Source organism: Gemmatimonadaceae bacterium (assembly GCA_016720905.1).
Taxonomy (GTDB): domain Bacteria; phylum Gemmatimonadota; class Gemmatimonadetes; order Gemmatimonadales; family Gemmatimonadaceae; genus Gemmatimonas.
The window spans coordinates 212,839-233,512 of record JADKJT010000002.1 but is presented as its reverse complement, the minus strand read 5'-3'; the positions used below and the strand labels follow the sequence as shown (position 1 = coordinate 233,512).

Sequence of the window (20,674 nt, the reverse complement as noted above, 5' to 3'; positions counted from 1 at the left end):
CAAGAATCGCGGAAATCGGCGTCGCGTCGTCTCACGCGGGGCGACGCGCACCTATGAATACTTCTTCACCAACCACGCGCACGGAATAGGTGGGCAGTCGTTCGGTTGCCGGTCCGTGCAGGACCTGTCCCGTCCGAATGTCAAATCGGGCGCCATGCCATGGGCATTCCAGGACGCAGGGGCTGACGAGGTCTCCGCCGGACAGTGCGAAATCCTTGTGCGGGCAGCGATCCGCCACGGCGTACACGGTCCCGTTGTCGCGCACCAGACAGATGCGCTGGCCATCCGGCAGTGTCACCGCCATCGGCAATCCCACCTCCAAGTCAGCGAGCCGCACCGCTCGCTGCAACTGGACCTGGGTCATGACTACCTCGTGTCAGGGAGCTGTCCAAACGGGAACCACCCGAAAGGATGTCACGGCATCCCCGGACGTGGTGTTACGCCTGTAGACCCAACCTATCACTCCGTGCTGACCGGCTGCGCAGTGTCGACGGTCACGCTTTCGCTGGCCAGCGCGGCTTTGAGCGTATGCCAGGCCAGCGATGCGCACTTCACCCGCACCGGGAAGCGAGACACGCCTGAGAACACGACCAGCTGCCCCAGCGCGGCGCCTCCATCAGGGTCCTGTCCCATCACGAGTGCGTGAAATTTCTGGAACAGTTGCTCCGCCTCCGCGCGTGTCTTGCCCTTGACCGCCGCCGTCATCAACGAGGCGGACGCCTTGGAAATCGCGCAGCCATGTCCCGAGAAGTGCACGTCCGTGATCACATCGCCGTCCACATGCAATTCCACCTGCACCTGATCACCGCACAGCGGATTCTTGCCTTCCGCCGAGCGGTTGGCACCCTCAAGCACGCCAAAATTCCGCGGCTTGCGGTTATGGTCGAGGATGACGGACTGGTACAGCTCCTGGAGGTCGGACAACGAGAGTCGGGACGAAGGGGAAAGTGAGTAGCAAGTACCAAGTACCAAGTACCAAGTACCAGGTACTAGGTACTCAAACCAGTAAACCGCTCCAGCGTCATCCGCTCCAACTCCTCCCGCACGGCGTCGTTCTCGATGGTCTCGAGCACGTCGGCCGCGAAGGCGTACATGAGCAGCTGCTTGGACAGCACATTGCCCACGCCACGGCTCTTGAGATAGAACAGCGCCATCTCATCGATGCGGCCGACCGTGGCGCCGTGCGTGCACTTGACGTCGTCGGCAAAGATCTCCAGCTGCGGCTTGGTGTCGATGTGTGCGCGTTCGGACAACAGCAGCGTGTTATTGGTCTGCTTGCCGTCCGTCTTCTGCGCCTCGGGGTGCACGTACACCTTGCCGTTGAAGACGCCGTGTGAACCGCCGTCCAGCAGGCCTTTGTACATCTCGCGACTGAAGCAGTTGGGTGCCACGTGCTCCACCCGCGTCTGATGGTCGCCGTGCTGTTCGCCGTCCAGGATGTAGACGCCATTCAGCGTTGTGCCGCAGCCGTCCCCGTTGAGTACGGTGTACACATTGCTGCGGGAGAGCAGGGCGCCGGTCTGGAACGAAAACTGAATGAAATGACTGTCCCGTCCCTGTCGCGCCTCGATGGTGCCCACATGAAACGCCGAGGCCGATTCGCGCTGGATGCGCGAGTGATTGAGCGTCGCGCCGTCTTCCACAAAGACTTCCGTGACGGTGTTCGTGAAATACGCCACATCAGCCAGGCCGATGAAGCTTTCCACCACGGTGGCCTTGGCATGGCGCTCGACGACAATCACATGCCGCGGATGGGCCATGAGCCCGGCGCCATGTTCGTCGACGATATGCAGGACATGCACCGGCACGTCACTGACCATCTCCTTGGCCACGTGGATCAGTACACCTTCTCCGGCGAATGCCGCGTTCAGCGCCGAGAAACCGTCACGATCAGCCGGAACGGCCTGCCCGAGATGCCGCTGCAGCAGTTCCGGCTCTTCCCGTGCGGCGCGCGCCAGTTCCATGACGCGCACGCCATCGGGGAGCGCGCGGATGGACGACAGCTCGGGCGCGAACCGGCCATTGTGAATGACCAGCAGCGGCCATTGTCCGCCAAACGTGTACGGCTGCAGCACCGACAGATTGACCAGCGTCGTGGGCGCCCGCTCAATCGCCGCCACAAACGGTGTGCTGGCGATCGCGGTCACACTGGTGTAGCGCCAATCCTCGTCGCGCGTCGTGGGAAATCCCAGACGCGCAAACGCCTCGGCGCCTTCACGCCGCAAGGCGCCCAACGGTTCCGGGGTCGCGATCAGTGCGGCGGCCGTCACTTGACCGGCAAACGATGGCGCCAGCGAAGTGCGGTTGCTCACGCCGCCTCCATGACCCAGTCGTACCCGCGCGCCTCAAGCTCCAGCGCCAGGGACTTGTCGCCCGACCGAACAATACGCCCGCCGGCCAGCACGTGCACAAAGTCGGGGACGATGTAGTTGAGCAGCCGCTGGTAATGCGTGACCACGATCGTGGCGTTGTCAGGACGCTTGAGGGAATTCACTCCACCGGCCACGATGCGCAGCGCGTCGATATCGAGCCCCGAGTCAGTCTCGTCGAGGATCGCCAGCGTGGGTTCGAGCACCGCCATCTGCAGGATCTCGTTGCGCTTCTTCTCGCCACCGGAGAACCCGGCGTTGACCGAGCGGCTCATCATCGACGCATCCATCTCCACCAGCTTCAACTTGGTTTCCACCAGGTCGAGGAACTCCATGGGATCGACTTCGTCGAGACCCTTCGCGCGTCGGATCTCGTTGTAGGCCGCGCGCAGGAAGTAGGCGTTGGTGACGCCTGGGATCTCGACCGGATATTGGAAGGCAAGAAACACCCCCTGCTGGGCGCGAACCTCAGGAGCCATGTCCAGCAGGTTTGTGCCCCGGTACAGCACTTCGCCGCTGGTGACTTCATACGCCGGATGGCCGGCGAGGACCTGGGCGAGCGTGCTCTTGCCCGAACCGTTCGGGCCCATGACGGCGTGCACTTCGCCCGCGTTGACGGTAAGCGAAATTCCCTTGAGGATTTCCTTGCCGTCGATGGAGGCGTGGAGGTTGTTTATCTGGAGCATGGTAGAGGAGGAAAGTTGGGAAAGAAGTACCGAGTACCAAGTACTAAGTACCTGGTACTTGGTACTTAGTACTTAGTACTTAGTACTTAGTACTTAGTACTTAGTACTAGTGTTCAACCGACGCTGCCTTCCAGCGTGATGCCCAGCAGCTGCTGCGCTTCCAGTGCGAACTCCATGGGCAGTTCCTTGAACACTTCCTTGCAGAAACCGCTGACGATCATCGACACGGCCTGTTCGGCGTCGAGTCCGCGCCTTCAGGTAGAAAATCTGGTCTTCACCGATTTTCGACGTGGACGCCTCGTGTTCCAGCATGGCGCTGTTGTTGCCCACTTCGACATACGGAAACGTGTGCGCGCCGCACTGGTTGCCCACCAGCATGGAGTCGCATTGCGTGTAATTGCGCGCGCCTTCCGCCTTGGGCAAAATCTGCACCTTGCCGCGATAACTGTTCTGCCCCTGCATGGCCGAAATGCCCTTGGAGATGATCGTCGACTTCGTGTTGCGGCCGATGTGGATCATCTTCGTGCCGGTGTCGGCCTGCTGCCGCTTGGACGCCACCGCCACCGAGTAGAACTCGCCCACGCTGTTGTCGCCCTGCAGGATGACGCTGGGGTATTTCCAGGTGATCGCCGAACCGGTCTCGACCTGCGTCCAGGAGATCTTCGCGTTGGCCATCGCCTTGCCACGCTTGGTGACGAAATTGTAGATGCCGCCCACGCCGTGCTCGTCGCCCGCGTACCAGTTCTGCACGGTGCTGTACTTCACCGTCGCCCCTTCCAGCGCGATGATCTCCACCACGGCCGCGTGCAGCTGGTTCGTGTCGCGCTTGGGCGCCGTGCACCCTTCCAGATAGCTCACGTGCGCGCCTTCGTCGGCCACAATCAGCGTGCGCTCGAACTGCCCCGTTTCCGCGGAGTTGATGCGGAAGTACGTGGAGAGATCCATCGGGCAGCGTACGCCCTTGGGGATGTAGCAGAATGATCCGTCGGAAAACACCGCGCTGTTGAGCGCCGCGAAGAAATTGTCGCTGTAGGGAACCACCGAGCCGAGATACTTCCGCACCAGCTCGGGATGCTCGCGCACCGCCTCGCCGAACGACATGAAGACGATGCCGTACTTGCCCAGTTCTTCCTTGTAGGTGGTGCCGACGGAGACGGAGTCGAACACAGCGTCCACCGCGACGTTGTTCAGTCGCTTCTGCTCGTTCAGCGAGATACCCAGCTTCTTGTAGGTATCCAGCAGTACCGGATCCACGTCATCCAGCGACCCCAGCGGCTTGGTCGACTTGGGCGCCGAGTAGTAGCTGGCGGCCTGATAGTCGATGGGCGGATACTGGACGTTGCCCCAATGCGGTTCCGTCATGGTCTGCCAGCGCCGGAAGGCCTTCAGGCGCCAGTCGAGTAGCCACTCGGGCTCCTGCTTCTTGGCCGAGATGAAGCGGACCGTGTCTTCGGACAGCCCGGGCGGCAACGTGTCCGATTCAATGTCGGTAGTGAAGCCGTACTGGTACTCACGGTTGACCAGCGCGTCGATCGACGTACTCATGACTGCTCCTGTTTCACGGCCGTGGTGTCGGCCTGTTTCTCAGCGATGATCTGACTCAACACTCCATACTCGCAGCGCCCACACCCATCCATGCGATGCGCGCCACGTACCAATGGAACGCCCAGCAACCGCTCCAACACCCGCGCTTCCACCACGCACGCATCCGGGAAGCGCGCCGCAATTTCACCCTGCGCGCAATTGTGAATGCGCAGCGTGGTGATCGCCGCTTCACCCGGCGGTGTGATCTCGACCGCCTCAGCCATATACCCTCGGGCCGTCAGCAACTCCGCCACCATCGCGACGCGCTCAACCAGCGGCAGCGCGTCAACGACGGGACCGGCCTCGTCGGCCAACCGCTGCCACTCCGCTTCCAGCACCGATGTCACCGCCTTCGGGCCGCTCACCACCTGCAGCGCGTCCAATGCCGTGGCGAGCACCGACATATAGCGTCGAGGGAACAGCGCCTCGCCCGCATCAGTCAACGAATATGTGTAGACCGGTGCGCCGACGCCGCGTACCTCACGGGCGAAGTCCACCAAGCCGTCCTCCTCCAGCACCTTGAGATGCCGTCGAAGCGCATTGGCGGTCAGACCAAATTGCACGCCCAACTCATGCGCCGTCATCGGCTGCGCCCGTTTGAGCGCCACCAGCAATTCGGCGCGAATACCCCGAAAGCCGCCCAGCGCCCCGATCACTTCTTCCATCGGGACAATATACCTCGGCATTGGCGACTAAGTCAACGAAACCGTTGACGAATTCCGGCCGTCTAAAGACTTTATCAAAAGCGTCTTGCCGATCGTCGATTGCGGGGCAGATTCGACCCCATCGCGAATGTTTGCAGATGATCGCTACCTCGCATTTTCCGAGTCATTGAGGGCAATTCGACGCCGGATTGCCACGATTTCGTCGCTTGGCCGCCCCATCCGAGGCACTTTGTCAGCATTCTCGCTTCGCACTACGAGGTTTGACCGCCTGTGCGCCTGATGCTCGTGGGTACCACCATGATGCTGGCGCTTGCGGTCATCCTGTTCGTGCGAGCCCGCATCATGAACCAACAGTCGATTGAGCGCGACGGCCTGTCGCGCTTTCGCGACAGTTTTCGCGGGCGATTCCCCGAACTGCTACTCGCCCAGACATATCAGTATCTGGCAGAGCGCCATGGTGTGGTGGGTCCGCACTACAAGGTGTTGCCCAACGACGATCTTGAGCGGGTCTACGGGTTGGTGGATCTCGATTTGGAAGACGCGGTGCTGGTGATTGCCGATCGGGCCGGAGCCCGTCTGCCGAAATCGGCTGAGCTGGATGAGTTGAAGACCAAAGGCATCCGCACGGTGGAGGATATGCTTCGTTTCCTCGAGCCGTTCTTCCGGCCCGAGGTGGTGAGAGGCTGATTGCGGCGGCGGTCCGCCACGTCGGTGTCTCGGCTCTTGCTGGCGGTCACACTACTGGTCGTCACAGCGTGCAGTCGCGGCGGCGCGGCGATGCCGCCGGCAACCGCTCCTTCGCCCGCGCCCTCCCCGGGTGCCGACAAGCCACCCGCCATGGCGACGGTGATTGGCCGACGCCCCGAGTATCGCTCCCCCCGCGACGACGCGGTGACGGACGCTGATCTGGACGCGCTGTGGGAGCGTCAGTTGATGGTGCCGGTGGAGAACCTGAGTCGGCTCTCGCTCCGCGATGACTTCAGCGCCAAGCGCGGCGACCGCATTCATGGTGCGCTTGATTTGCTGGCGCCCCGCTACACGGCCGTGCTGGCGTCCGACGATTGCGTCATCGGGCGCCTTTTCACCGGCCCGGTGGGGGGCATTGTAGTGTACGCCACCGACCTCTCGGAGCGGTTCGTCTACTACTACGCGCACCTGCAACGCTACCGTCGAGGGCTCGCCGTGGGGGACAGAGTCGCAAAGGGATCGGTGATCGGCTACGTTGGGACCACGGGCAACGCCCCTCCCGACACGCCGCATCTCCACTTCCAAGTGATGAAGCGCGCTCCGGGTCGGGTGTGGTGGGATGGACCTTCCATCAATCCGCTGTCGTTCTTTGCCTTTGACGGCGTCCGTCCCTGATACCATGCGACCACCGTCGTCACCGATTTCGAGTTCAGAATGAGCATGACCGGAAAGGAGCGCGCCGCGCTGCGCGCCGAGGCCCATCACCTGGCAGTGCAAGTGCACGTCGGCCATCAGGGATTGACCCCTGCCTTGATGACCACGCTCGGCGATGTCCTTCGCACCCACGAGCTGGTCAAGGTGCAGGTGGCAAAGGCGGGAGAGCTGTCGGCCAAGGAAGCCGCGAACGACCTTGCTGGCCGAGTCGGTGCCGAGGTGATCCAGGTGATCGGCCGCACGTTTACACTCTATCGCGAAAACCCGGATCTCAAGCGTGGCGAGTTGCCGCCCTGGCGCGGGTAGCGTGGTGGGCTGATTGACTGCGCGTCGCGCTCTTGTAGCAGCGTTTACCGACCGACTAACTTGCGCCCGTTACGAGCCCGTTCCGTGCGCCTGACCCGAGACTTCATCCATGCCCTACGTCATCACCGAAGCCTGCATTTCCGTCAAGGACAAGTCCTGCGTCGACGTGTGCCCGGTCGACTGCATCTACGAGGGACCGGAGCAGCTTTTCATTCACCCGGATGAATGCATCGACTGCGGCGCCTGCGAGCCGGAATGCCCGGTCACGGCGATCTTCCCGGAGGAAGACGTCCCGGTGCAGTTGAAGAGCTACATCAAGATCAACAAGGACGTATTCGACGGGCCCAATCCGCCGGGCAAGCCGACGCGATAGTCGCCCCGGTGGGGTGACGTCAGCCCCACCGCCCCGCCTTGTACCAGAACACGAGTCCGAGCGCCACGTACTGCAGGAACGTCGAGCGCTCGCTCCAGATCGCTTCCTGCCAGTCGTGCTGTCCGGCGGTGCTGTTGGCGGGCGGCCGTCCGAACCAGCGCGGCGTGCGCGCCTTGTAGTCCAGATACTCCTGCCCGAAGATCGACTCCAGCACGCCCTCTTCGTAGCGCACGATAAGCGTGTATTCGATCGCGAAGATGATGATGGCCACGGGCAGGAACCAATACACCCCGGAGATCACGGTGAATCCCATCCACGCCAGGAAATTTCCGACGTAGAGCGGATTCCGACACCACGCGAACGCGCCATAGGTCACCAGGCGCTGGACGTCGCGTGAGCGGCGGCGCGTCACCGTCCCGGCCGCGGCCACACCGGCAATTCGCACCAGTTCGCCCAGCAGCACCAGCAACAGCCCCGCCGTCCACGTGGTCGATGTCTGAAGACCCGGCAGCAACAAGGGAATTGCCAGAAACGGGACGGGTAGCCAGCCGCGGTTCTTGAAGAGCACCTGTCCCCAGCGAGCTGCCGGCGATCGTTCGGATTCGGATATGGTATCGGTCATCGGATGCGATGATGGAATGGAACGACTCAGTCGCGGTCGGCCGCGAGCCCGGCAAGGAACTCGGCAAGCGCGTGGGTAAATGCCGCCGGGCGTTCCACACACGACAAGTGGCCGGCGTGGGGAATGCACTCAAGGATCGCGCGCGTTGACACCGGTAACAGGTCGATCATCGCCCGCGCGTCGCTGATGGGCGTAAGCAAATCCTCCTCGCCAACCACGACCAGCGTCGGAACGGTAATCGACTCGAGCGTCGAACGTGAGTCCGGGCGGTCGCGCAGTGCTTCGAGGGCGCCAACGATGCCCGCTACGGGTTGGCGTTCCAACATGGCCCGCATCACGTCGACCATCTCCGGATGTCGGGCGCGCGTTGACGCACCGATCAACCCGGGAAGTTGTTGCTCGGCGACGGCCGCCGCGCCCCGTTCGCGCGCCAACGCGATCAGCGTATTCCGTGCCGCCCGTGTGGCGTCCGAGTCGGCGGTGGCGCGCGTGTCGCATAGCACGAGTGCCCGTATCCGGTCCGCATGTCGGCGCCACATGGCCATGGCGATATAGCCACCCATCGACAGTCCGCACACCACCGCCTGTTCGATCTCCAACCAGTCCAGCAGCGACGCGACGTCGTCCGCGTACTGATCCATGGAAAACGGACCATCGGTGGACGACTCACCGAATCCGCGCAGATCGGGAGTGATGCATCGCCCGCGCAACGACAAGGCCGTGCGCTGCTGCGACCAGAGCGAGCGGTCGAGCGGAAAGCCGTGCAGCAGCACTATCGGCAGTCCGCTTCCCTGATCATCGAAGCCCAGGGTCACCTGCGACAACGACGCGATCATGTGTCGTCTTCCGCGAGATCACCCGGATTGGGTCCGCGATCCGCTTCCGCGAGCGCGTGCTCGGCCGTGACGCGCATGCTGGCTGCGAACGACCGGAAATCGCCGGTGCGGCGTGCCACGCGAAGCAGTTCCTTTTCCCGTGCATTCTCGCGCTCGGCGATCATGCGGATGGGAACCAACACGACGGCAATGAGCGGGACCGCCACCATCAGTCCGAGGAACCCGAAGAGCACGGCCATCAGTGCCTGGCCCACCAACGTGATTGCCGGAGGCAGGTCCATCTCGCCGCGCATCAGGTACGGAATGAGCAGGTTGTTTTCGAGGAACTGTATCGCCCAATAGGCGAGTGCCACCGCCGCCGCCTTCTCCGGCGAGTCGACGAAGCCCATGACAACCGCCGGTACGGCACTCAACACCGGTCCGAGATTCGGGATGAACTCCATCAGGCCGGCAATGAAACCCAGCGCAAACGGCGCTTTGACACCGAGGATCAGCAGGACAACGGTGCACACTGTGCCAATCACGACCATCGCGATCAGCTGCGTGACCAACCACTTCCGCAGCACATTGGCAATTTCGGACAGGATGAGTCGTGCACGCGGTCGTGATTGTGCGGGAATCGCGGCCAACATCCAGCCCCGATAAACCTCGGGTTCCGCCCCGACATAGATGGCCAGAAACACCAGCAGGAAGAACGCGGCCAGCACAGCCAGCGTACTGGACACGAACGAGAACAGGTAGCCGCTGGCCTTCGCGAGCCCGTCAGCCAACTTCTGCTTGATGGCATCGCTTGGACGAGACACCGCCTTGGCCTTGCCCGGCGTTGCCGCCGCCGGCGGCGGGGCCACCGCTCCAGCCGGCACCTCGGGCTGGGTTGCCGCCTTGATCAGCGCCCCCATCGCGCCCGTGCGTTGCTTGGAATCGATCCAGTCCTGGACCTTGGAGACGGCGTCGGGGAACTCGGTCTGCAACTCCTTGCCCTGTTCAATCAGCGTTGGCGCCGAAAGCGCCAGTCCGCCACCGATGACCGCTAGCGTCCCGAAGACGATCAGCGCCGATGCCACCCCACGCCGGATCCGGTACCGCTGGAGGAAATCCACCCCGCGACCAACGGCCAGTCCAAACAGCACCGACAGGAACACAAGAAAGAAGAGCGAGCTCACCGACCAGAGGAGCTGCAGACCAAACCAGACGCCGAAGACTACCAGAGCGGCCCGGCCGACATCGCCGGTGCGCCATCGGTGCGTGTCGCGAGGCAGTGCCTCGAGCGAATGATCGTGTTCAGTATTGGTCATGGGAGCCGACTGGAAACTCTCCACGAAGGCCCCCCGGCCTGCAAGGGGCAGGCGCAGTTCCCTGAAGGGCACCCCGTGCGGCGGCGGCAGTGTACCTTTCACCGATCCATGTCCTCGTCTGCACCGCTCTATCTCGATACGGCTGACGCCGTCGATCGCTTCCTGGCTGGCCTGACCGGCGTCACGGCCATCGCCCTCGATACCGAGGGCGCCAGCTTTCATCGCTTCGTCGATCGCGTCTATCTCCTGCAGCTCTCCACCGCCCATCACGAAGCCGTCATCGATCCGCTGCCCATCGGCATCCCGGCGCGTCTCGGTGCATTGCTTGAGGATCGTGCGGTGGAAGTCATTTTGCATGACGCCGACTACGATCTGCGTTTGTTGCATCAGGACTACGGATGGCGCGTGACGAATTTATTCGATACGCGCGTTGCGTCGCAGTTGCTGGGACTGCGGGCATTCGGCCTTGCCGCGCTGCTTGAGCAGTACTTCGGCCTCAAGCTGGACAAGAAGCACCAGCGTGCCGACTGGAGCATGCGTCCTCTCACCGCCGACATGCTGGACTACGCTGCGCAGGACACTCGGCATCTGCTGGGTCTGCGCGAGAAGCTGCGACGCGAACTGGAAAAGAAAGGCCGCTGGCACTGGGCCGAAGAAGAATTTCGTCGCGCGGAAGGGACGCGCTGGGACGACGAAGAACCCAACGTGGCATTCCTGCGCCTGAAAGGCGCACGCGACCTGACGCGACGTGAATTAGCACGCTTGCGCGAACTCGCGAAATGGCGCGACAGTATCGCGGCCGAGCTCGATCGCGCGACGTTTCGCGTGGCTGGCAATGATGTGTTGCTCGAACTCTCGCGGCTTGGGCCGACGGCGCGTGAGGGACTGTTCGCGGTCAAAGGATTTCCGCGAGGCATGTCGGACGTCCGGGCGCAGGAAGCGCTGCAAGCGATCGCTCGTGGCAACGCCGTGGCCGATGCCGACCTGCCGAGATTCCCGAAAGCACAGCGCTGGGACAAGGACCCGGAGTTTGACGACCGTGTGGCTCGCCTCAAGACGGTGAGGGATGCGGTGGCGACCGAACTGGACCTGGACCCCGGCGTGTTGTGTTCACGGGATCGCATGGAAGCGGTCGCGCGCCGAAATCCTCGGCACGTGGACGAGCTGGCAGAAATCCCCGAGCTCCGTCAGTGGCAGGCCGAGGTCCTGGGCGAACGCTTCGTGAAGACACTGGCCAAGGCGCCGTCAGCCGCCTCGGCGGCGGCCGGGTCGCCCACGAAAGCGCCCGCGGCACCGGCCGATTCACCGTATAAGGAGTAGGCTGTTGCGTTGTGGCGACACGCTAGATAGTTGTGCTGACAACGCAACACATGAGCTTTGTATCGCGTTGACCAAATGTACGGCGTATCGGGTTCCAAATAGTGGAACTAGCTGGCAGGTATAGCTTTGATTGGCAAGCTTGACAATTGTGCATCGGTGGGAGACCAAGCGAAAATGCGGCATGATGAGTGCCCAAGTATGAGGTCAAGGCCGAACGATGCAGTTCGGAATTGAAGCCTCCCGCCCCGAATCGCTCCCATACAGATCGCACCGTCGACCTCAGCACTCAGCCACACCGCGACGACCACACTGGCCACCGTTGGCGGTGTACGGACGCGTTTCATGGTGTTTGCGGCCTTGGCGGCGTCAGTCGATCTGCTCACCAAGGCGCTCGCCGCTGGTCTGCTTGGGGACGGACGGGCCGTCGCACTGACTGAGCGGTTTGCCCTCATGCTGGTCTACAACACTGGCGGCGCTGGTGGAGTGACCGTGGGACCCTCACGTGGGGCCTCAATGTTCTGGTGACGCTGGCAGCGATCGCGATGGTGGTACGTATCGTGTCGCCGCTCGCTGCGGTGGATCCACGCGCCACGCTCGCTCTGGGACTATTGACGGGCGGCGCTTTCGGAAATCTGGCCAGCATGCTGACCGGCCCTGAAGGCGTCGCGGATTTCCTTGCCGTGCAACTGGGCGACAGTGCCACGGTGGTCATGAACGTCGCGGACCTGCTGCTGTGGGGCGGGGCTCTGCTGCTGGTGCCGGTCGTGGTGCGACTGGTGAGCGCTGTGCGCGCCGAACGGTCAGCGCGCTCCTAGAACCCCATGTAGGCGCGCACACGTGGTTCGATGCGTTCAGGCGTCCAGGGCGGCGACCACACGAGGTTCATCTCGACATCACCGATTCCGGGGATCGAGCGAAGCTGCTGTTCCGCTTCACCCATGATCTCCGGTCCCGACGGGCATCCGGGAGAGGTGAGACTCATGTCGATCCTGACGGTGGTCCCTTCGACCTGAATGTCGTAGATCAGGCCGAGATCGACGATGTTGAGATTCAGCTCAGGGTCTTTTACGCGACGCAATACCAGTCTCGCCTGATCGACGGTAATCCCGTCGCTGGCCGTGCCGTCGCTCACGGTCTCTTCCGTCATGTGCTCTTCCATGGTCGGAAGATAACAACGGGGACTATCGCTGTCGCCTTTTGACAGTGGGCGGCTTCTTCTTGGCCGCCGCCCCAGGGGGACGCTTGGTTGGCGCCGACTTGGCCGTTGCTGACTTCTTCACGGTAGCCCGACTGGTCGCCGACGCGCTCCGGTTGGACGCGGTCGAGCTACGACCTGCCGAGGCGCCTGCTTTTTTGGACCGTGCCGCCTTGGCTGCGGCAGCACGTCGCGCCGCTGCCCGACGGCTGGCCAGCGAACTCCGTGCGCGGCTCGACCGCAGCGGCCGATTCCAATCGGTGGCTAGATCGGCCCGAAAGCTGACGGGCATGGCCAATACGCCGCCCGGGTCATCCATGACGGCCAGCACGGCGGCATCGGCGAGGTCGTTGCGGACATCGGCAATGACCTTGCTGGGCCGCCGGGCGCGCGCCGCATGCACGCGATTGGTCAGCAGGATGACGAAGACCTGACGGTCCGGGTCGATCCACAAGGACGTCCCGGTGAAGCCCGTGTGCCCGTAAGCGCGCTCGCTCAGATGCTGGCCGCAGCCGGCACCGCCGTCGCAAGTGTCCCACCCGAGGGCACGATGTCCCGCCGCGCGACGGGTAAAGAGCGCCACCGTGCTGTCTTCAACGATTCGCACCCCGTTGTACGTGCCGCCGTCCAGCAGCATCTGGGCAAACACCGAGAGATCGGCGGCAGTGCTGAACAGACCCGCGTGCCCGGCGACTCCACCCAACGCCCAGGCATTCTCGTCGTGCACTTCGCCGCGAAGCGGGTAGCCCCGTGGCGGGGCAATCTCTGTCGGCGCCGTGCGCGCGGCGTCAATCGCCGACAACCGGTAGTGCGTGTCGTTCATCCCGAGTTTCGCAAAGACATTGCGTTCGAGAAAGACATCCAGCGGCTGACCGCTCACCGCTTCGGCGACGAATCCGAGGATGTCCGCGCCCAGATCGGAGTACTCGTAGCAATTGCCGGGAACGCACTGAATTGGCGACGATAGCACCGCAGCGCGGGCCTGAGCTGGCGTCTGGGCGATGCGCCACAATTCGCGGCCGGCCGGCAGTCCCGCCCGATGGGTGAGCAGATGCCGCAGGGTGACCTGATCCTTCAGGCCGCCCGAGAAATCAGGGAGATAGCGCGATACCGGAGCATCGAGGTCGATCCGCCCTTGATCGTACAGCACCATCATGGCGGTCGTGGTCCCGATCACCTTGGTAAGTGAAGCGAGGTCGTAGATGCTCTCCTGAACGTTCACCGGCATCCGACCGCTCCAGTCCAACGAACCGAAGCCGCGGGAAAACACGGAGAACCCCTTTCGACCTACCACCACAGACGCGCCGGGATAGCCACCAGCGTCCAAACCGCGCTGGACCACCCGTTCGATGGTCCCGAGGCGCGCTGCCGACATGCCAACGGCCGAGGGCTCCCGTTCTGGGAGTCCACCGGGCGCGGGGTCGCTGAACGCGACCATCAGAGCAGCGAGCAGAAGCACGGCCAGGAGGGCTGCGAGAAGTGGGGCGGAGGACCAACCAATGCATCTAAGACGAACGACCTCGTCCGTCAAGAGATGGAACCCGAAGGGAGTCAAAGAGTTGCACGTGTTTCCAACCCACTCCCCTGAAGAAACCACGATTGGCGTGACCGAAGGCAACCTCTGGAGAGGTTCCGGTGACAGATTCGATGGAACCCATGGAAACCGACGCTGCCATTGTCCGCCGGGCGATCGAAGGCGATGAGCGCGCCATGCGGCTGCTGTGGAACCAGCACGCCCCGCATGTCGACGCTGTTGTCCGACGACTCGCCGGAGATCCCGACCTCGCGCAGGATGTGGCGCAGGAGGTATGGATCCAGATCTTTCGCGCCCTCCCATCGTGGCGGGGGGATGCAAAGTTCAGCACGTGGGTCCACCGCGTGGCGATCAACCGCACGCTGAATGCGCTGCGACGCTCGCGACGCCAGGCGTTGATGGAAACGGGAATCGAGGAGGACTCGGCCGCAGTGGAGCAGGATACCGAGCGCACCATGCTGGCGCAGACCATCGAGGATGCCGCGCGGCAGTTGTCGCCGGGTGCGCGCACGGTGTTCCTGCTGCACGATGTCGAGGGGTACACGCACGAGGAGATCGCCACGGAGTTGGGCATCACCTCGGGTGGATCGAAGTCACAACTTTTCAAGGCGCGCGCCAAGCTGCGTCGCCTGCTCGCACCCCTGTTGGAAATGTCGACTGTGGGCCGAACGCCACGCGGGATGGAACATCGCTACATGGACGGACTTGGTGAATATGCAGAAGGCTAACCAACATCTCGATCTCGAACGCTGCGCGGCGTTCGATCATGACGCCCTCACCACTGACGAGCTGGCGCACCTGGCCGGTTGCACGGTGTGTCGCGCTGAGCGACAGGCGTATGTGGCGCTGCAGGTGATGGCCGCCGGCATGGCGACCTCGTCGGACGGGCCGCGACTGACCGAGTGGGAACGTCTGGCCTCCGGGCTGCGTGCCGAGGGGCTGCTGGCCTCGCCGGCACCCATGCCTTCGGCGGCGGTGGCGTCCGCGTCCCTCACGCTTCAGACGGCACCTCCGCCGCTGCGCGCGGTCACGCCGCCGTGGCTGCGTGTGGCCGCGGCACTGGTATTCACCGCTGGTGGCGCCCTGTTGGGTCGGCTGTCCACCGGCGCAGGCCTCCTGCCGACCGCGTCGTCAATCGGCGCGGTCCCCACCTCGGCGGATGGAACCGGTGGTTTCTCCTCGGTGCCGCAAGCGTCGGATGTGCTGTATCGCGCGCAACGCGATTACGAGCGCGCCTCCCTGTGGTTGGCCGCCAACGACACGACCGTGCATTCGAGCGATGTCTACCGCGCCCGGTTGGCGGCGCTCGACCAGATGATGACGGCGTCCCGCGCCGCCTTGCGCGAAGCGCCGCAGGATCCGGTGCTCAATCACTATTTCCTCGCGGCCTATACGGCCCGTGAAGCGACGCTTCAGGCGCTCGGTGGCGCACTGCCTGTGGACAAGTCGCTGGAGCGTTACTGATGCGTGCTCACACGATATTCGCGGTGAGTCTTTGGGTGATTCCGCTGGCCGTCGGCCACGCGCAGGGTTCGCGGTCGGTCATTCGCACCACCACCGGTCGGTCGTCACTCAACGGCGCGTGCGCATCACTGACCAGTGTGCCGTCCGAACTGGCGCGCACGCCCGAGGGGCAGACGCTGTTGGCGTTCAAGCGTGAGCTGGACGGGGTGGCGACGATGTTTGCACAGCGGGGATCGGCCATGGAGGCGATGGACGCGCGGCGCATGTCGGAAGTGCAGCGCGGAGTCGACTCGCTCATGCAGGTGTTCGTGCGCGTGCGCACGGGTGATGGGACGGCGGGCAGCACCATCACGGTGCGTCGCGGCGACAGCACGATCGTGGTGAACGGCCGGGTGTTACCAGCCGGAGTGCTGGGGGAATCGATGGAGACCGCGATCAAGGCGATCCGTCCGAATGTCGACGTGACGCTGCGCGCGTTCGAACCGCAGGTGGCGGCGTTCTCGGCGATGCGCGAAGGCGCAGCGATCAAGGCGTCCCCCTCAGGCTATCTGGGCGTGAACCTGTCGGGTTCGCAGATTCGCATGGTGACAGACAGCGGCAGCTTCACGGCGCACTGCGACTATCCGATGATCGAAGCCGTTGACGTGGGTTCGCCGGCGCGCGCCGCGGATTTGCGGGCCGGCGACACGGTGGTCGCGTACAATGGACGCGATCTGGTGGCGCTGACCGTCAACTACCCGCAGTTGCTCGTGCCGGGGAAAGTGATTCGCGTGCGAATTCGCCGCGACGGCAAGTCTCGTGAACTGCCGGTCACCGTGGGTGAACGTCCCGCCGAGTCGGCGGAATTCAACGTGCGATTCATGCCGGCGCCGGGTAGTATGCTGACGCCGGTTCCGGCCAGGGTGGGACCCGGCGGAGTGGTGCGCGGAGCACCGCTGCCCACGCTCGCAAACGGTACCGTGGGATCGTTCGCGTTCGGTGCGAACGCCACCACCATGGTGTTGCTGGGCGCGCAGGTGTTCGCGGTGGATGACGAGTTCGCGCAGACCTTCGGTGTCGAGCCCGGTGTGCTGATCATGCACGTGCAACCGGGTTCACCGGCGGCCGAGGCGGGATTGCGCGCCGGCGAGATGATTCGCGCCGTGAATGGAACGCCGGTGCGTGAGTTGCCCACCATCAAGCGCGCGATCAGTGGGTCCGGCGTCCGCGACGTCAAGCTTACGGTGTCCGGTCGCGACACGCCGGTGCGCATCGTCACGGTCCGCTGGTAGCGCGGGTTAGCGCAGTCCGCCGGCGGGAACGCTGTAGAGCAACCGCACCGTCGCGCGATCCGCGTCCGTCAGTTCGCGCACGCGGATGCGCGCCGACATGATGTGATCCGGCGCGACGGCGTGATCGAGTCCCAACAGGTGTCCGATTTCATGCAGCGCGATGGCGCGCATTTGCGGTGGCGACACCGACCCGCCACCGGGGTGTGCCAGTGCGAGCTGAATGTCACTGGACACCAGCCACCACGCGTGATCTCGACTCCACACGGTCTTGCCGCTGATGCCATTGGCGAAGCGCTCGGTGAAGCGCACGTGGACGTCGGCACTGGCGGAGTCGGTGATGAACGTGAAGTGCACCGGAATGCCCGTCTGCACCCATGTGTCAAAGGCGTCACGGATGGCCGGCAGGAAGTCGCCGTTCCAGCCGGTCAGCACCTGGTCTTCCGCGATCCATACACGCAACGGCCGGGTGAGACGATCGGGCCAGCGTACGATGGCGGAATCGCGTGACGCGATGAGGTCGCTGATGTAGGTGCCCGCCGCGCCCTGGTCGAGCCGGCGACGCAGGTCGATGGGCGTCAATGCCGGCATGGTCGCGTGCGGCGCATCGCTGATACGCATCTCCGGCGCGGCGGTGCCGAAGAACTCGGCGTCTTCGGCGCTCCCGGCACGTTCCGCGGCCGCGTGCTCGGCCGCGCCGTCAACGATCGCACCCGTTGACGTCATGGCCGTGACCTGTCGTGTACCCACGATCTGCCCGCCGATGAAACAAGCGAGTCCCACGACACAGAAAGCGAGCGCGGATTCAGCGGTCTTCATAGTGTGGGCGACGATTGCCGGGCGTCGCTGGTCACGGGGGACGAAGACGGGAGACGGGAGACGGGAGACGGCCGAAACGTCTTCCGTCTCCCGTCTCCCGTCTCCAGTCTTATACGCCATGGACGCAGACGTCATTGTCATCGGAGCCGGCCTGGCCGGTCTTGTCGCCACCGCCGAACTGGCCGACGCCGGTCGGCGCGTGATTCTGGTTGATCAGGAGCCCGAACAGAACCTCGGTGGACAGGCGTTCTGGTCATTCGGTGGACTGTTCTTCGTGAACTCCCCGGAGCAACGGCGGTTGGGAATTCGGGATTCCGTTGATCTGGCGTGGCAGGATTGGCTGGGCACGGCCGGATTCGATCGCGACGAGGATGCGTGGCCGCGGAAGTGGGCCGAAGCGTATGTGCACTTTGCCGCCGGTGAGAAGCGCGCGTGGTTGCACGCGCAGGGCGTGCGATTCTTTCCCGTGGTTGGTTGGGCGGAGCGTGGAGGCTACGGTGCCATCGGACATGGCAATTCCGTGCCGCGGTTCCACATCACGTGGGGGACCGGGCCCGGCATCATTGCGCCCTTCGTGCGTCGGGTGCGCGCGGCGGTGGCCGCGGGGCGAGTCTCGTTGCGATTCCGTCATCGCGTGACCGGCCTGTCGCAACAGGCGGGCGTCATCGACGGGGTCGAGGGCGAGATCCTCGAACCCAGTGCGGTCGAACGCAGCGCGCCCAGTTCGCGTACGGTGGCCGGGCACTTCGCGCTTCGCGCGCAAGCCGTCATTGTGACCTCGGGCGGCATTGGCGGCAATCACGATCTGGTGCGCAAGAACTGGCCGTCGCGCCTGGGCGCGCCGCCGGTGCGCATGTTGTCCGGTGTTCCGGATCACGTTGATGGATTGATGCAGGGCATCACGGAGTCCGCCGGCGGACACATGATCAATCGCGACCGCATGTGGCACTACGTCGAAGGCATCACCAACTATGCGCCGGTCTGGAGTCGACATGGCATTCGCGTATTGCCCGGCCCGTCGTCGCTCTGGTTTGATGCGGTAGGTCGTCGACTGCCAGTCCCGCTGTTCCCGGGCTTTGACACCCTGGGCACGTTGGCGTACCTGCGCAGCACCGGCCACGATCACAGCTGGTTCATCTTGTCGAGAAAAATCATCGCGAAGGAGTTTGCCCTGTCGGGATCAGAGCAGAATCCCGATCTCACGGGCAAAAGCATTCGCGGTGTGCTGGGCAGAGCGAACGGCAAGGTGCCCGCGCCGGTGCAGCGCTTTCTTGATGAGGGAGCGGACTTCGTGACGGCCAACGACGTGCCCACGCTGGTGGCAAAAATGAATGCCCTCACCGACACGCCGTTGCTGGATGCGGCGCAGATCGAGCGAGAAGTCCGTGCGCGCGATCGCGAGATGGACAACGCCTTCACGAAAGACCTGCAGATTTCCGCGCTGCGTGGTGCGCGCGCGTATTTGGGCGACAAGCTGATTCGCGTGGCACCACCGCACAAACTGCTCGATCCTGACGCCGGGCCGTTGATCGCGGTGCGATTGCACGTGTTGACGCGCAAGACCCTCGGCGGATTGGAGACGGATCTTGAGGCGCGGGTGCTGCGTGCCGACGGGTCGCCGCTGACCGGGGTCTATGCGGCAGGCGAAGTGGCTGGTTTTGGCGGCGGGGGTGTGCACGGCTACCGTTCGCTGGAGGGGACGTTCCTGGGCGGCTGCATTTTTTCGGGGCGGGCCGCCGGGAGAGCCGCAGCGGCGGCCATCAGGTGAACGAGTCCGCGATTCACCAGGGGTGAATGTGTTCGGCGACTCTCCCCGTGGCGATCAGTTCGTGCAGCTCATCGCCCAATTGCGCCGACGCATCCAGCACGGTCTGCCATCGCCGTTCACGTTCTTCCGACGGGAAGGCGTGGAAGTCCCGCCGATCGGGGATCTTGCCGCCGGGCAGTGACGCCACAAACTCCGGGCTTGGCGCGATGAGCAACGCTCGCTCGAAGTTCTTGGCGCGTGCGCGGCGCCACGGCAGCGACTTGTCGAACCACCCTGGCACGACGTGCGGGTAGAAGTGCGGGTAGAGCACCAGTCCGTCGCCCGATCCAAAATCCAGATCGAGATGATAGTCCAGAACGCCGCCGTCCCAGTGCACTTCGCCCGGGCGACCGGCGATGCGCCCGCCTTCGACCAGGAGGGGAATGGACCCCGAGGCGATGAGCGCATCACGCAGGTTATCACGGGTCAGTGCGCGATGCGTGGTGGGCAAGTCGCGCAGCTGCGCAAAGGGTGACGTATCGCCTTCGCCGTGAAACACGGTGCGACGAAATTGCAGTGACAACGAGCGCCGTTGCACCAGGTTGGCAGTGACGGCCAGGGCAATGGATGTGGCGAGCACCAAACGGCGCTGACTGGTCGCCAGTCCTCGACCCTGTGCCGTAATGATGTGCAATCGGGCAAACGGGTGCGACAGAATCTCGTCCACGCCATGCGCGCCAAGGATGTCGTCGAGACATCGCGTCAGGACCTGGGTGACTTCCCGCGGTCCGGGCTTGGGCGAGTATCGCTGCGTGTAGATGTACGCGTGATGTCCGCGAGCGAGCGCGGCCACCGGGTCGCGTTGTGCCAGGCACGCCATACGCCAACTGCCGATGGACGAGCCAATGCAGTGGAGTGGACGCACGCGGGCCGGTGCCGATGCCGATGCCGATGCGTCAGTCGAAGGTTGGCGCAAAAACGTGCCAAAGAGGTAGCGGTCAAGGCCGGCGATCGCGAGCCACTTGGCCCCCCCAGACGCGCCGGGGAATATATCGACGTCGTCCAGCCGAAGGCCGCGCTCGCGGATGAGGGCGAGTGCGCGCGGACCCGCGCGCAGGGTCAGCGCGGAGGGCATGTCGACCACGTTGGAGGGAGTTGGTACACCACGATAAGATACGCAGAGGTCCTTC

At 64.0% G+C, this 20,674-nt stretch carries 23 protein-coding genes and 1 pseudogene; 11 read left to right on the top strand and 13 right to left on the bottom strand.

The window, feature by feature from the left end; translation table 11 throughout:
* Positions 1-31: 31 nt before the first annotated feature.
* The 6 genes and pseudogenes from IPP90_03365 to IPP90_03340 form a co-directional block, all read right to left on the bottom strand.
* Positions 32-364 (bottom strand): non-heme iron oxygenase ferredoxin subunit, encoded by a 333-nt coding sequence (locus IPP90_03365; protein ID MBL0169758.1) that lies wholly within the window; start codon positions 362-364, stop codon positions 32-34.
* 95 nt (positions 365-459) lie between these two features.
* Entirely contained in the window at positions 460-924 is a 465-nt protein-coding gene (locus IPP90_03360; GenBank protein ID MBL0169757.1) for an SUF system NifU family Fe-S cluster assembly protein, read from the bottom strand.
* Between the two features lie 65 nt (positions 925-989).
* Complete coding sequence (gene sufD, locus IPP90_03355) at positions 990-2,312, bottom strand: Fe-S cluster assembly protein SufD (protein MBL0169756.1); 1,323 nt, start codon at positions 2,310-2,312, stop codon at positions 990-992.
* Positions 2,309-3,055, bottom strand: coding sequence for a Fe-S cluster assembly ATPase SufC (sufC, locus tag IPP90_03350; GenBank protein ID MBL0169755.1), 747 nt, complete (start codon positions 3,053-3,055; stop codon positions 2,309-2,311). The genes sufD and sufC overlap by 4 nt, the downstream gene beginning before the upstream one ends.
* 113 nt (positions 3,056-3,168) lie before the next feature.
* Positions 3,169-4,600: pseudogene (gene sufB, locus IPP90_03345) on the bottom strand (Fe-S cluster assembly protein SufB).
* On the bottom strand, positions 4,597-5,304 hold the full coding sequence (locus IPP90_03340) for a helix-turn-helix domain-containing protein (GenBank protein ID MBL0169754.1): 708 nt from the start codon (positions 5,302-5,304) through the stop codon (positions 4,597-4,599). The pseudogene sufB and the gene IPP90_03340 overlap by 4 nt, the downstream one beginning before the upstream one ends.
* Positions 5,305-5,574: 270 nt before the next feature.
* On the opposite strand from IPP90_03340, the gene IPP90_03335 reads away from it, so the two are divergent.
* The 4 genes from IPP90_03335 to IPP90_03320 all read left to right on the top strand — a co-directional run bounded on the left by IPP90_03335 (position 5,575) and on the right by IPP90_03320 (position 7,384).
* Positions 5,575-5,991 (top strand): hypothetical protein, encoded by a 417-nt coding sequence (locus IPP90_03335; GenBank protein MBL0169753.1) that lies wholly within the window; start codon positions 5,575-5,577, stop codon positions 5,989-5,991.
* Between the two features lie 24 nt (positions 5,992-6,015).
* A complete protein-coding gene (locus IPP90_03330) occupies positions 6,016-6,666 on the top strand; it encodes a M23 family metallopeptidase (protein ID MBL0169752.1) in 651 nt (216 codons plus the stop codon).
* Positions 6,667-6,705: 39 nt separating this feature from the next.
* Entirely contained in the window at positions 6,706-7,011 is a 306-nt protein-coding gene (locus IPP90_03325) for a YhbY family RNA-binding protein (GenBank protein MBL0169751.1), read from the top strand.
* 109 nt (positions 7,012-7,120) lie between these two features.
* On the top strand, positions 7,121-7,384 hold the full coding sequence (locus IPP90_03320; GenBank protein MBL0169750.1) for a ferredoxin family protein: 264 nt from the start codon (positions 7,121-7,123) through the stop codon (positions 7,382-7,384).
* Between the two features lie 19 nt (positions 7,385-7,403).
* Here IPP90_03320 and IPP90_03315 read toward each other — a convergent pair whose 3' ends face one another.
* Genes IPP90_03315 through IPP90_03305 form a run of 3 tightly spaced genes read right to left on the bottom strand, consistent with a single transcriptional unit; the run spans position 7,404 to position 10,137 of the window.
* Complete coding sequence (locus IPP90_03315; protein MBL0169749.1) at positions 7,404-8,006, bottom strand: isoprenylcysteine carboxylmethyltransferase family protein; 603 nt, start codon at positions 8,004-8,006, stop codon at positions 7,404-7,406.
* A 26-nt stretch (positions 8,007-8,032) separates the two neighbouring features.
* Complete coding sequence (locus tag IPP90_03310; GenBank protein MBL0169748.1) at positions 8,033-8,842, bottom strand: alpha/beta fold hydrolase; 810 nt, start codon at positions 8,840-8,842, stop codon at positions 8,033-8,035.
* The gene (locus IPP90_03305) at positions 8,839-10,137 is read right to left on the bottom strand and encodes an AI-2E family transporter (protein MBL0169747.1); all 1,299 of its coding nucleotides are present in this window, start codon (positions 10,135-10,137) and stop codon (positions 8,839-8,841) included. The genes IPP90_03310 and IPP90_03305 overlap by 4 nt, the downstream gene beginning before the upstream one ends.
* Before the next feature lie 108 nt (positions 10,138-10,245).
* On the opposite strand from IPP90_03305, the gene IPP90_03300 reads away from it, so the two are divergent.
* From IPP90_03300 to IPP90_03290, 3 genes are all read left to right on the top strand, one after another.
* Positions 10,246-11,457, top strand: a complete 1,212-nt coding sequence (locus IPP90_03300; protein MBL0169746.1) for a ribonuclease D — start codon at positions 10,246-10,248, stop codon at positions 11,455-11,457.
* A gap of 342 nt (positions 11,458-11,799) precedes the next feature.
* The gene (locus IPP90_03295) at positions 11,800-11,982 is read left to right on the top strand and encodes a hypothetical protein (GenBank protein MBL0169745.1); all 183 of its coding nucleotides are present in this window, start codon (positions 11,800-11,802) and stop codon (positions 11,980-11,982) included.
* The gene (locus tag IPP90_03290; protein MBL0169744.1) at positions 11,979-12,272 is read left to right on the top strand and encodes a signal peptidase II; all 294 of its coding nucleotides are present in this window, start codon (positions 11,979-11,981) and stop codon (positions 12,270-12,272) included. Before IPP90_03295 ends, IPP90_03290 begins: the two co-directional genes overlap by 4 nt.
* Here the strand turns inward: IPP90_03290 and IPP90_03285 are convergent.
* Positions 12,269-12,604, bottom strand: a complete 336-nt coding sequence (locus IPP90_03285) for a metal-sulfur cluster assembly factor (protein MBL0169743.1) — start codon at positions 12,602-12,604, stop codon at positions 12,269-12,271. The genes IPP90_03290 and IPP90_03285 overlap by 4 nt on opposite strands.
* A 34-nt stretch (positions 12,605-12,638) precedes the next feature.
* Positions 12,639-14,111: a serine hydrolase gene (locus IPP90_03280; GenBank protein ID MBL0169742.1), complete on the bottom strand. Its 1,473-nt coding sequence runs from the start codon at positions 14,109-14,111 to the stop codon at positions 12,639-12,641.
* A 176-nt stretch (positions 14,112-14,287) separates the two neighbouring features.
* On the opposite strand from IPP90_03280, the gene IPP90_03275 reads away from it, so the two are divergent.
* Genes IPP90_03275 through IPP90_03265 form a run of 3 tightly spaced genes read left to right on the top strand, consistent with a single transcriptional unit; the run spans position 14,288 to position 16,921 of the window.
* Entirely contained in the window at positions 14,288-14,914 is a 627-nt protein-coding gene (locus IPP90_03275) for a sigma-70 family RNA polymerase sigma factor (protein ID MBL0169741.1), read from the top strand.
* Positions 14,901-15,650 (top strand): hypothetical protein, encoded by a 750-nt coding sequence (locus tag IPP90_03270; protein MBL0169740.1) that lies wholly within the window; start codon positions 14,901-14,903, stop codon positions 15,648-15,650. Before IPP90_03275 ends, IPP90_03270 begins: the two co-directional genes overlap by 14 nt.
* Positions 15,650-16,921 carry a PDZ domain-containing protein gene (locus IPP90_03265; protein MBL0169739.1) on the top strand — a complete coding sequence of 424 codons (1,272 nt, stop codon included), beginning with the start codon at positions 15,650-15,652 and terminating at the stop codon, positions 16,919-16,921. The genes IPP90_03270 and IPP90_03265 overlap by 1 nt, the downstream gene beginning before the upstream one ends.
* A gap of 6 nt (positions 16,922-16,927) precedes the next feature.
* Here the strand turns inward: IPP90_03265 and IPP90_03260 are convergent, their stop codons facing one another.
* Complete coding sequence (locus tag IPP90_03260) at positions 16,928-17,737, bottom strand: matrixin family metalloprotease (protein ID MBL0169738.1); 810 nt, start codon at positions 17,735-17,737, stop codon at positions 16,928-16,930.
* Between the two features lie 118 nt (positions 17,738-17,855).
* Between IPP90_03260 and IPP90_03255 the strand changes: the two genes are divergently transcribed.
* Positions 17,856-19,505 (top strand): FAD-binding dehydrogenase, encoded by a 1,650-nt coding sequence (locus tag IPP90_03255; GenBank protein MBL0169737.1) that lies wholly within the window; start codon positions 17,856-17,858, stop codon positions 19,503-19,505.
* A gap of 13 nt (positions 19,506-19,518) precedes the next feature.
* Here IPP90_03255 and IPP90_03250 read toward each other — a convergent pair whose 3' ends face one another.
* On the bottom strand, positions 19,519-20,619 hold the full coding sequence (locus IPP90_03250) for a patatin-like phospholipase family protein (GenBank protein MBL0169736.1): 1,101 nt from the start codon (positions 20,617-20,619) through the stop codon (positions 19,519-19,521).
* Positions 20,620-20,674 lie beyond the last annotated feature (55 nt).

Coding starts and splice junctions, on each gene's coding strand:
- IPP90_03365 (MBL0169758.1), bottom strand. CDS start 364: ATGACCCAGGTCCAGTTGCAGCGAGCGGTGCGGCTCGCTGACTTGGAG.
- sufC (MBL0169755.1), bottom strand. CDS start 3,055: ATGCTCCAGATAAACAACCTCCACGCCTCCATCGACGGCAAGGAAATC.
- IPP90_03340 (MBL0169754.1), bottom strand. CDS start 5,304: ATGGAAGAAGTGATCGGGGCGCTGGGCGGCTTTCGGGGTATTCGCGCC.
- IPP90_03325 (MBL0169751.1), top strand. CDS start 6,706: ATGAGCATGACCGGAAAGGAGCGCGCCGCGCTGCGCGCCGAGGCCCAT.
- IPP90_03320 (MBL0169750.1), top strand. CDS start 7,121: ATGCCCTACGTCATCACCGAAGCCTGCATTTCCGTCAAGGACAAGTCC.
- IPP90_03315 (MBL0169749.1), bottom strand. CDS start 8,006: ATGACCGATACCATATCCGAATCCGAACGATCGCCGGCAGCTCGCTGG.
- IPP90_03310 (MBL0169748.1), bottom strand. CDS start 8,842: ATGATCGCGTCGTTGTCGCAGGTGACCCTGGGCTTCGATGATCAGGGA.
- IPP90_03305 (MBL0169747.1), bottom strand. CDS start 10,137: ATGACCAATACTGAACACGATCATTCGCTCGAGGCACTGCCTCGCGAC.
- IPP90_03300 (MBL0169746.1), top strand. CDS start 10,246: ATGTCCTCGTCTGCACCGCTCTATCTCGATACGGCTGACGCCGTCGAT.
- IPP90_03295 (MBL0169745.1), top strand. CDS start 11,800: ATGGTGTTTGCGGCCTTGGCGGCGTCAGTCGATCTGCTCACCAAGGCG.
- IPP90_03285 (MBL0169743.1), bottom strand. CDS start 12,604: ATGACGGAAGAGACCGTGAGCGACGGCACGGCCAGCGACGGGATTACC.
- IPP90_03270 (MBL0169740.1), top strand. CDS start 14,901: ATGCAGAAGGCTAACCAACATCTCGATCTCGAACGCTGCGCGGCGTTC.
- IPP90_03265 (MBL0169739.1), top strand. CDS start 15,650: ATGCGTGCTCACACGATATTCGCGGTGAGTCTTTGGGTGATTCCGCTG.
- IPP90_03260 (MBL0169738.1), bottom strand. CDS start 17,737: ATGAAGACCGCTGAATCCGCGCTCGCTTTCTGTGTCGTGGGACTCGCT.
- IPP90_03255 (MBL0169737.1), top strand. CDS start 17,856: ATGGACGCAGACGTCATTGTCATCGGAGCCGGCCTGGCCGGTCTTGTC.
- IPP90_03250 (MBL0169736.1), bottom strand. CDS start 20,619: ATGCCCTCCGCGCTGACCCTGCGCGCGGGTCCGCGCGCACTCGCCCTC.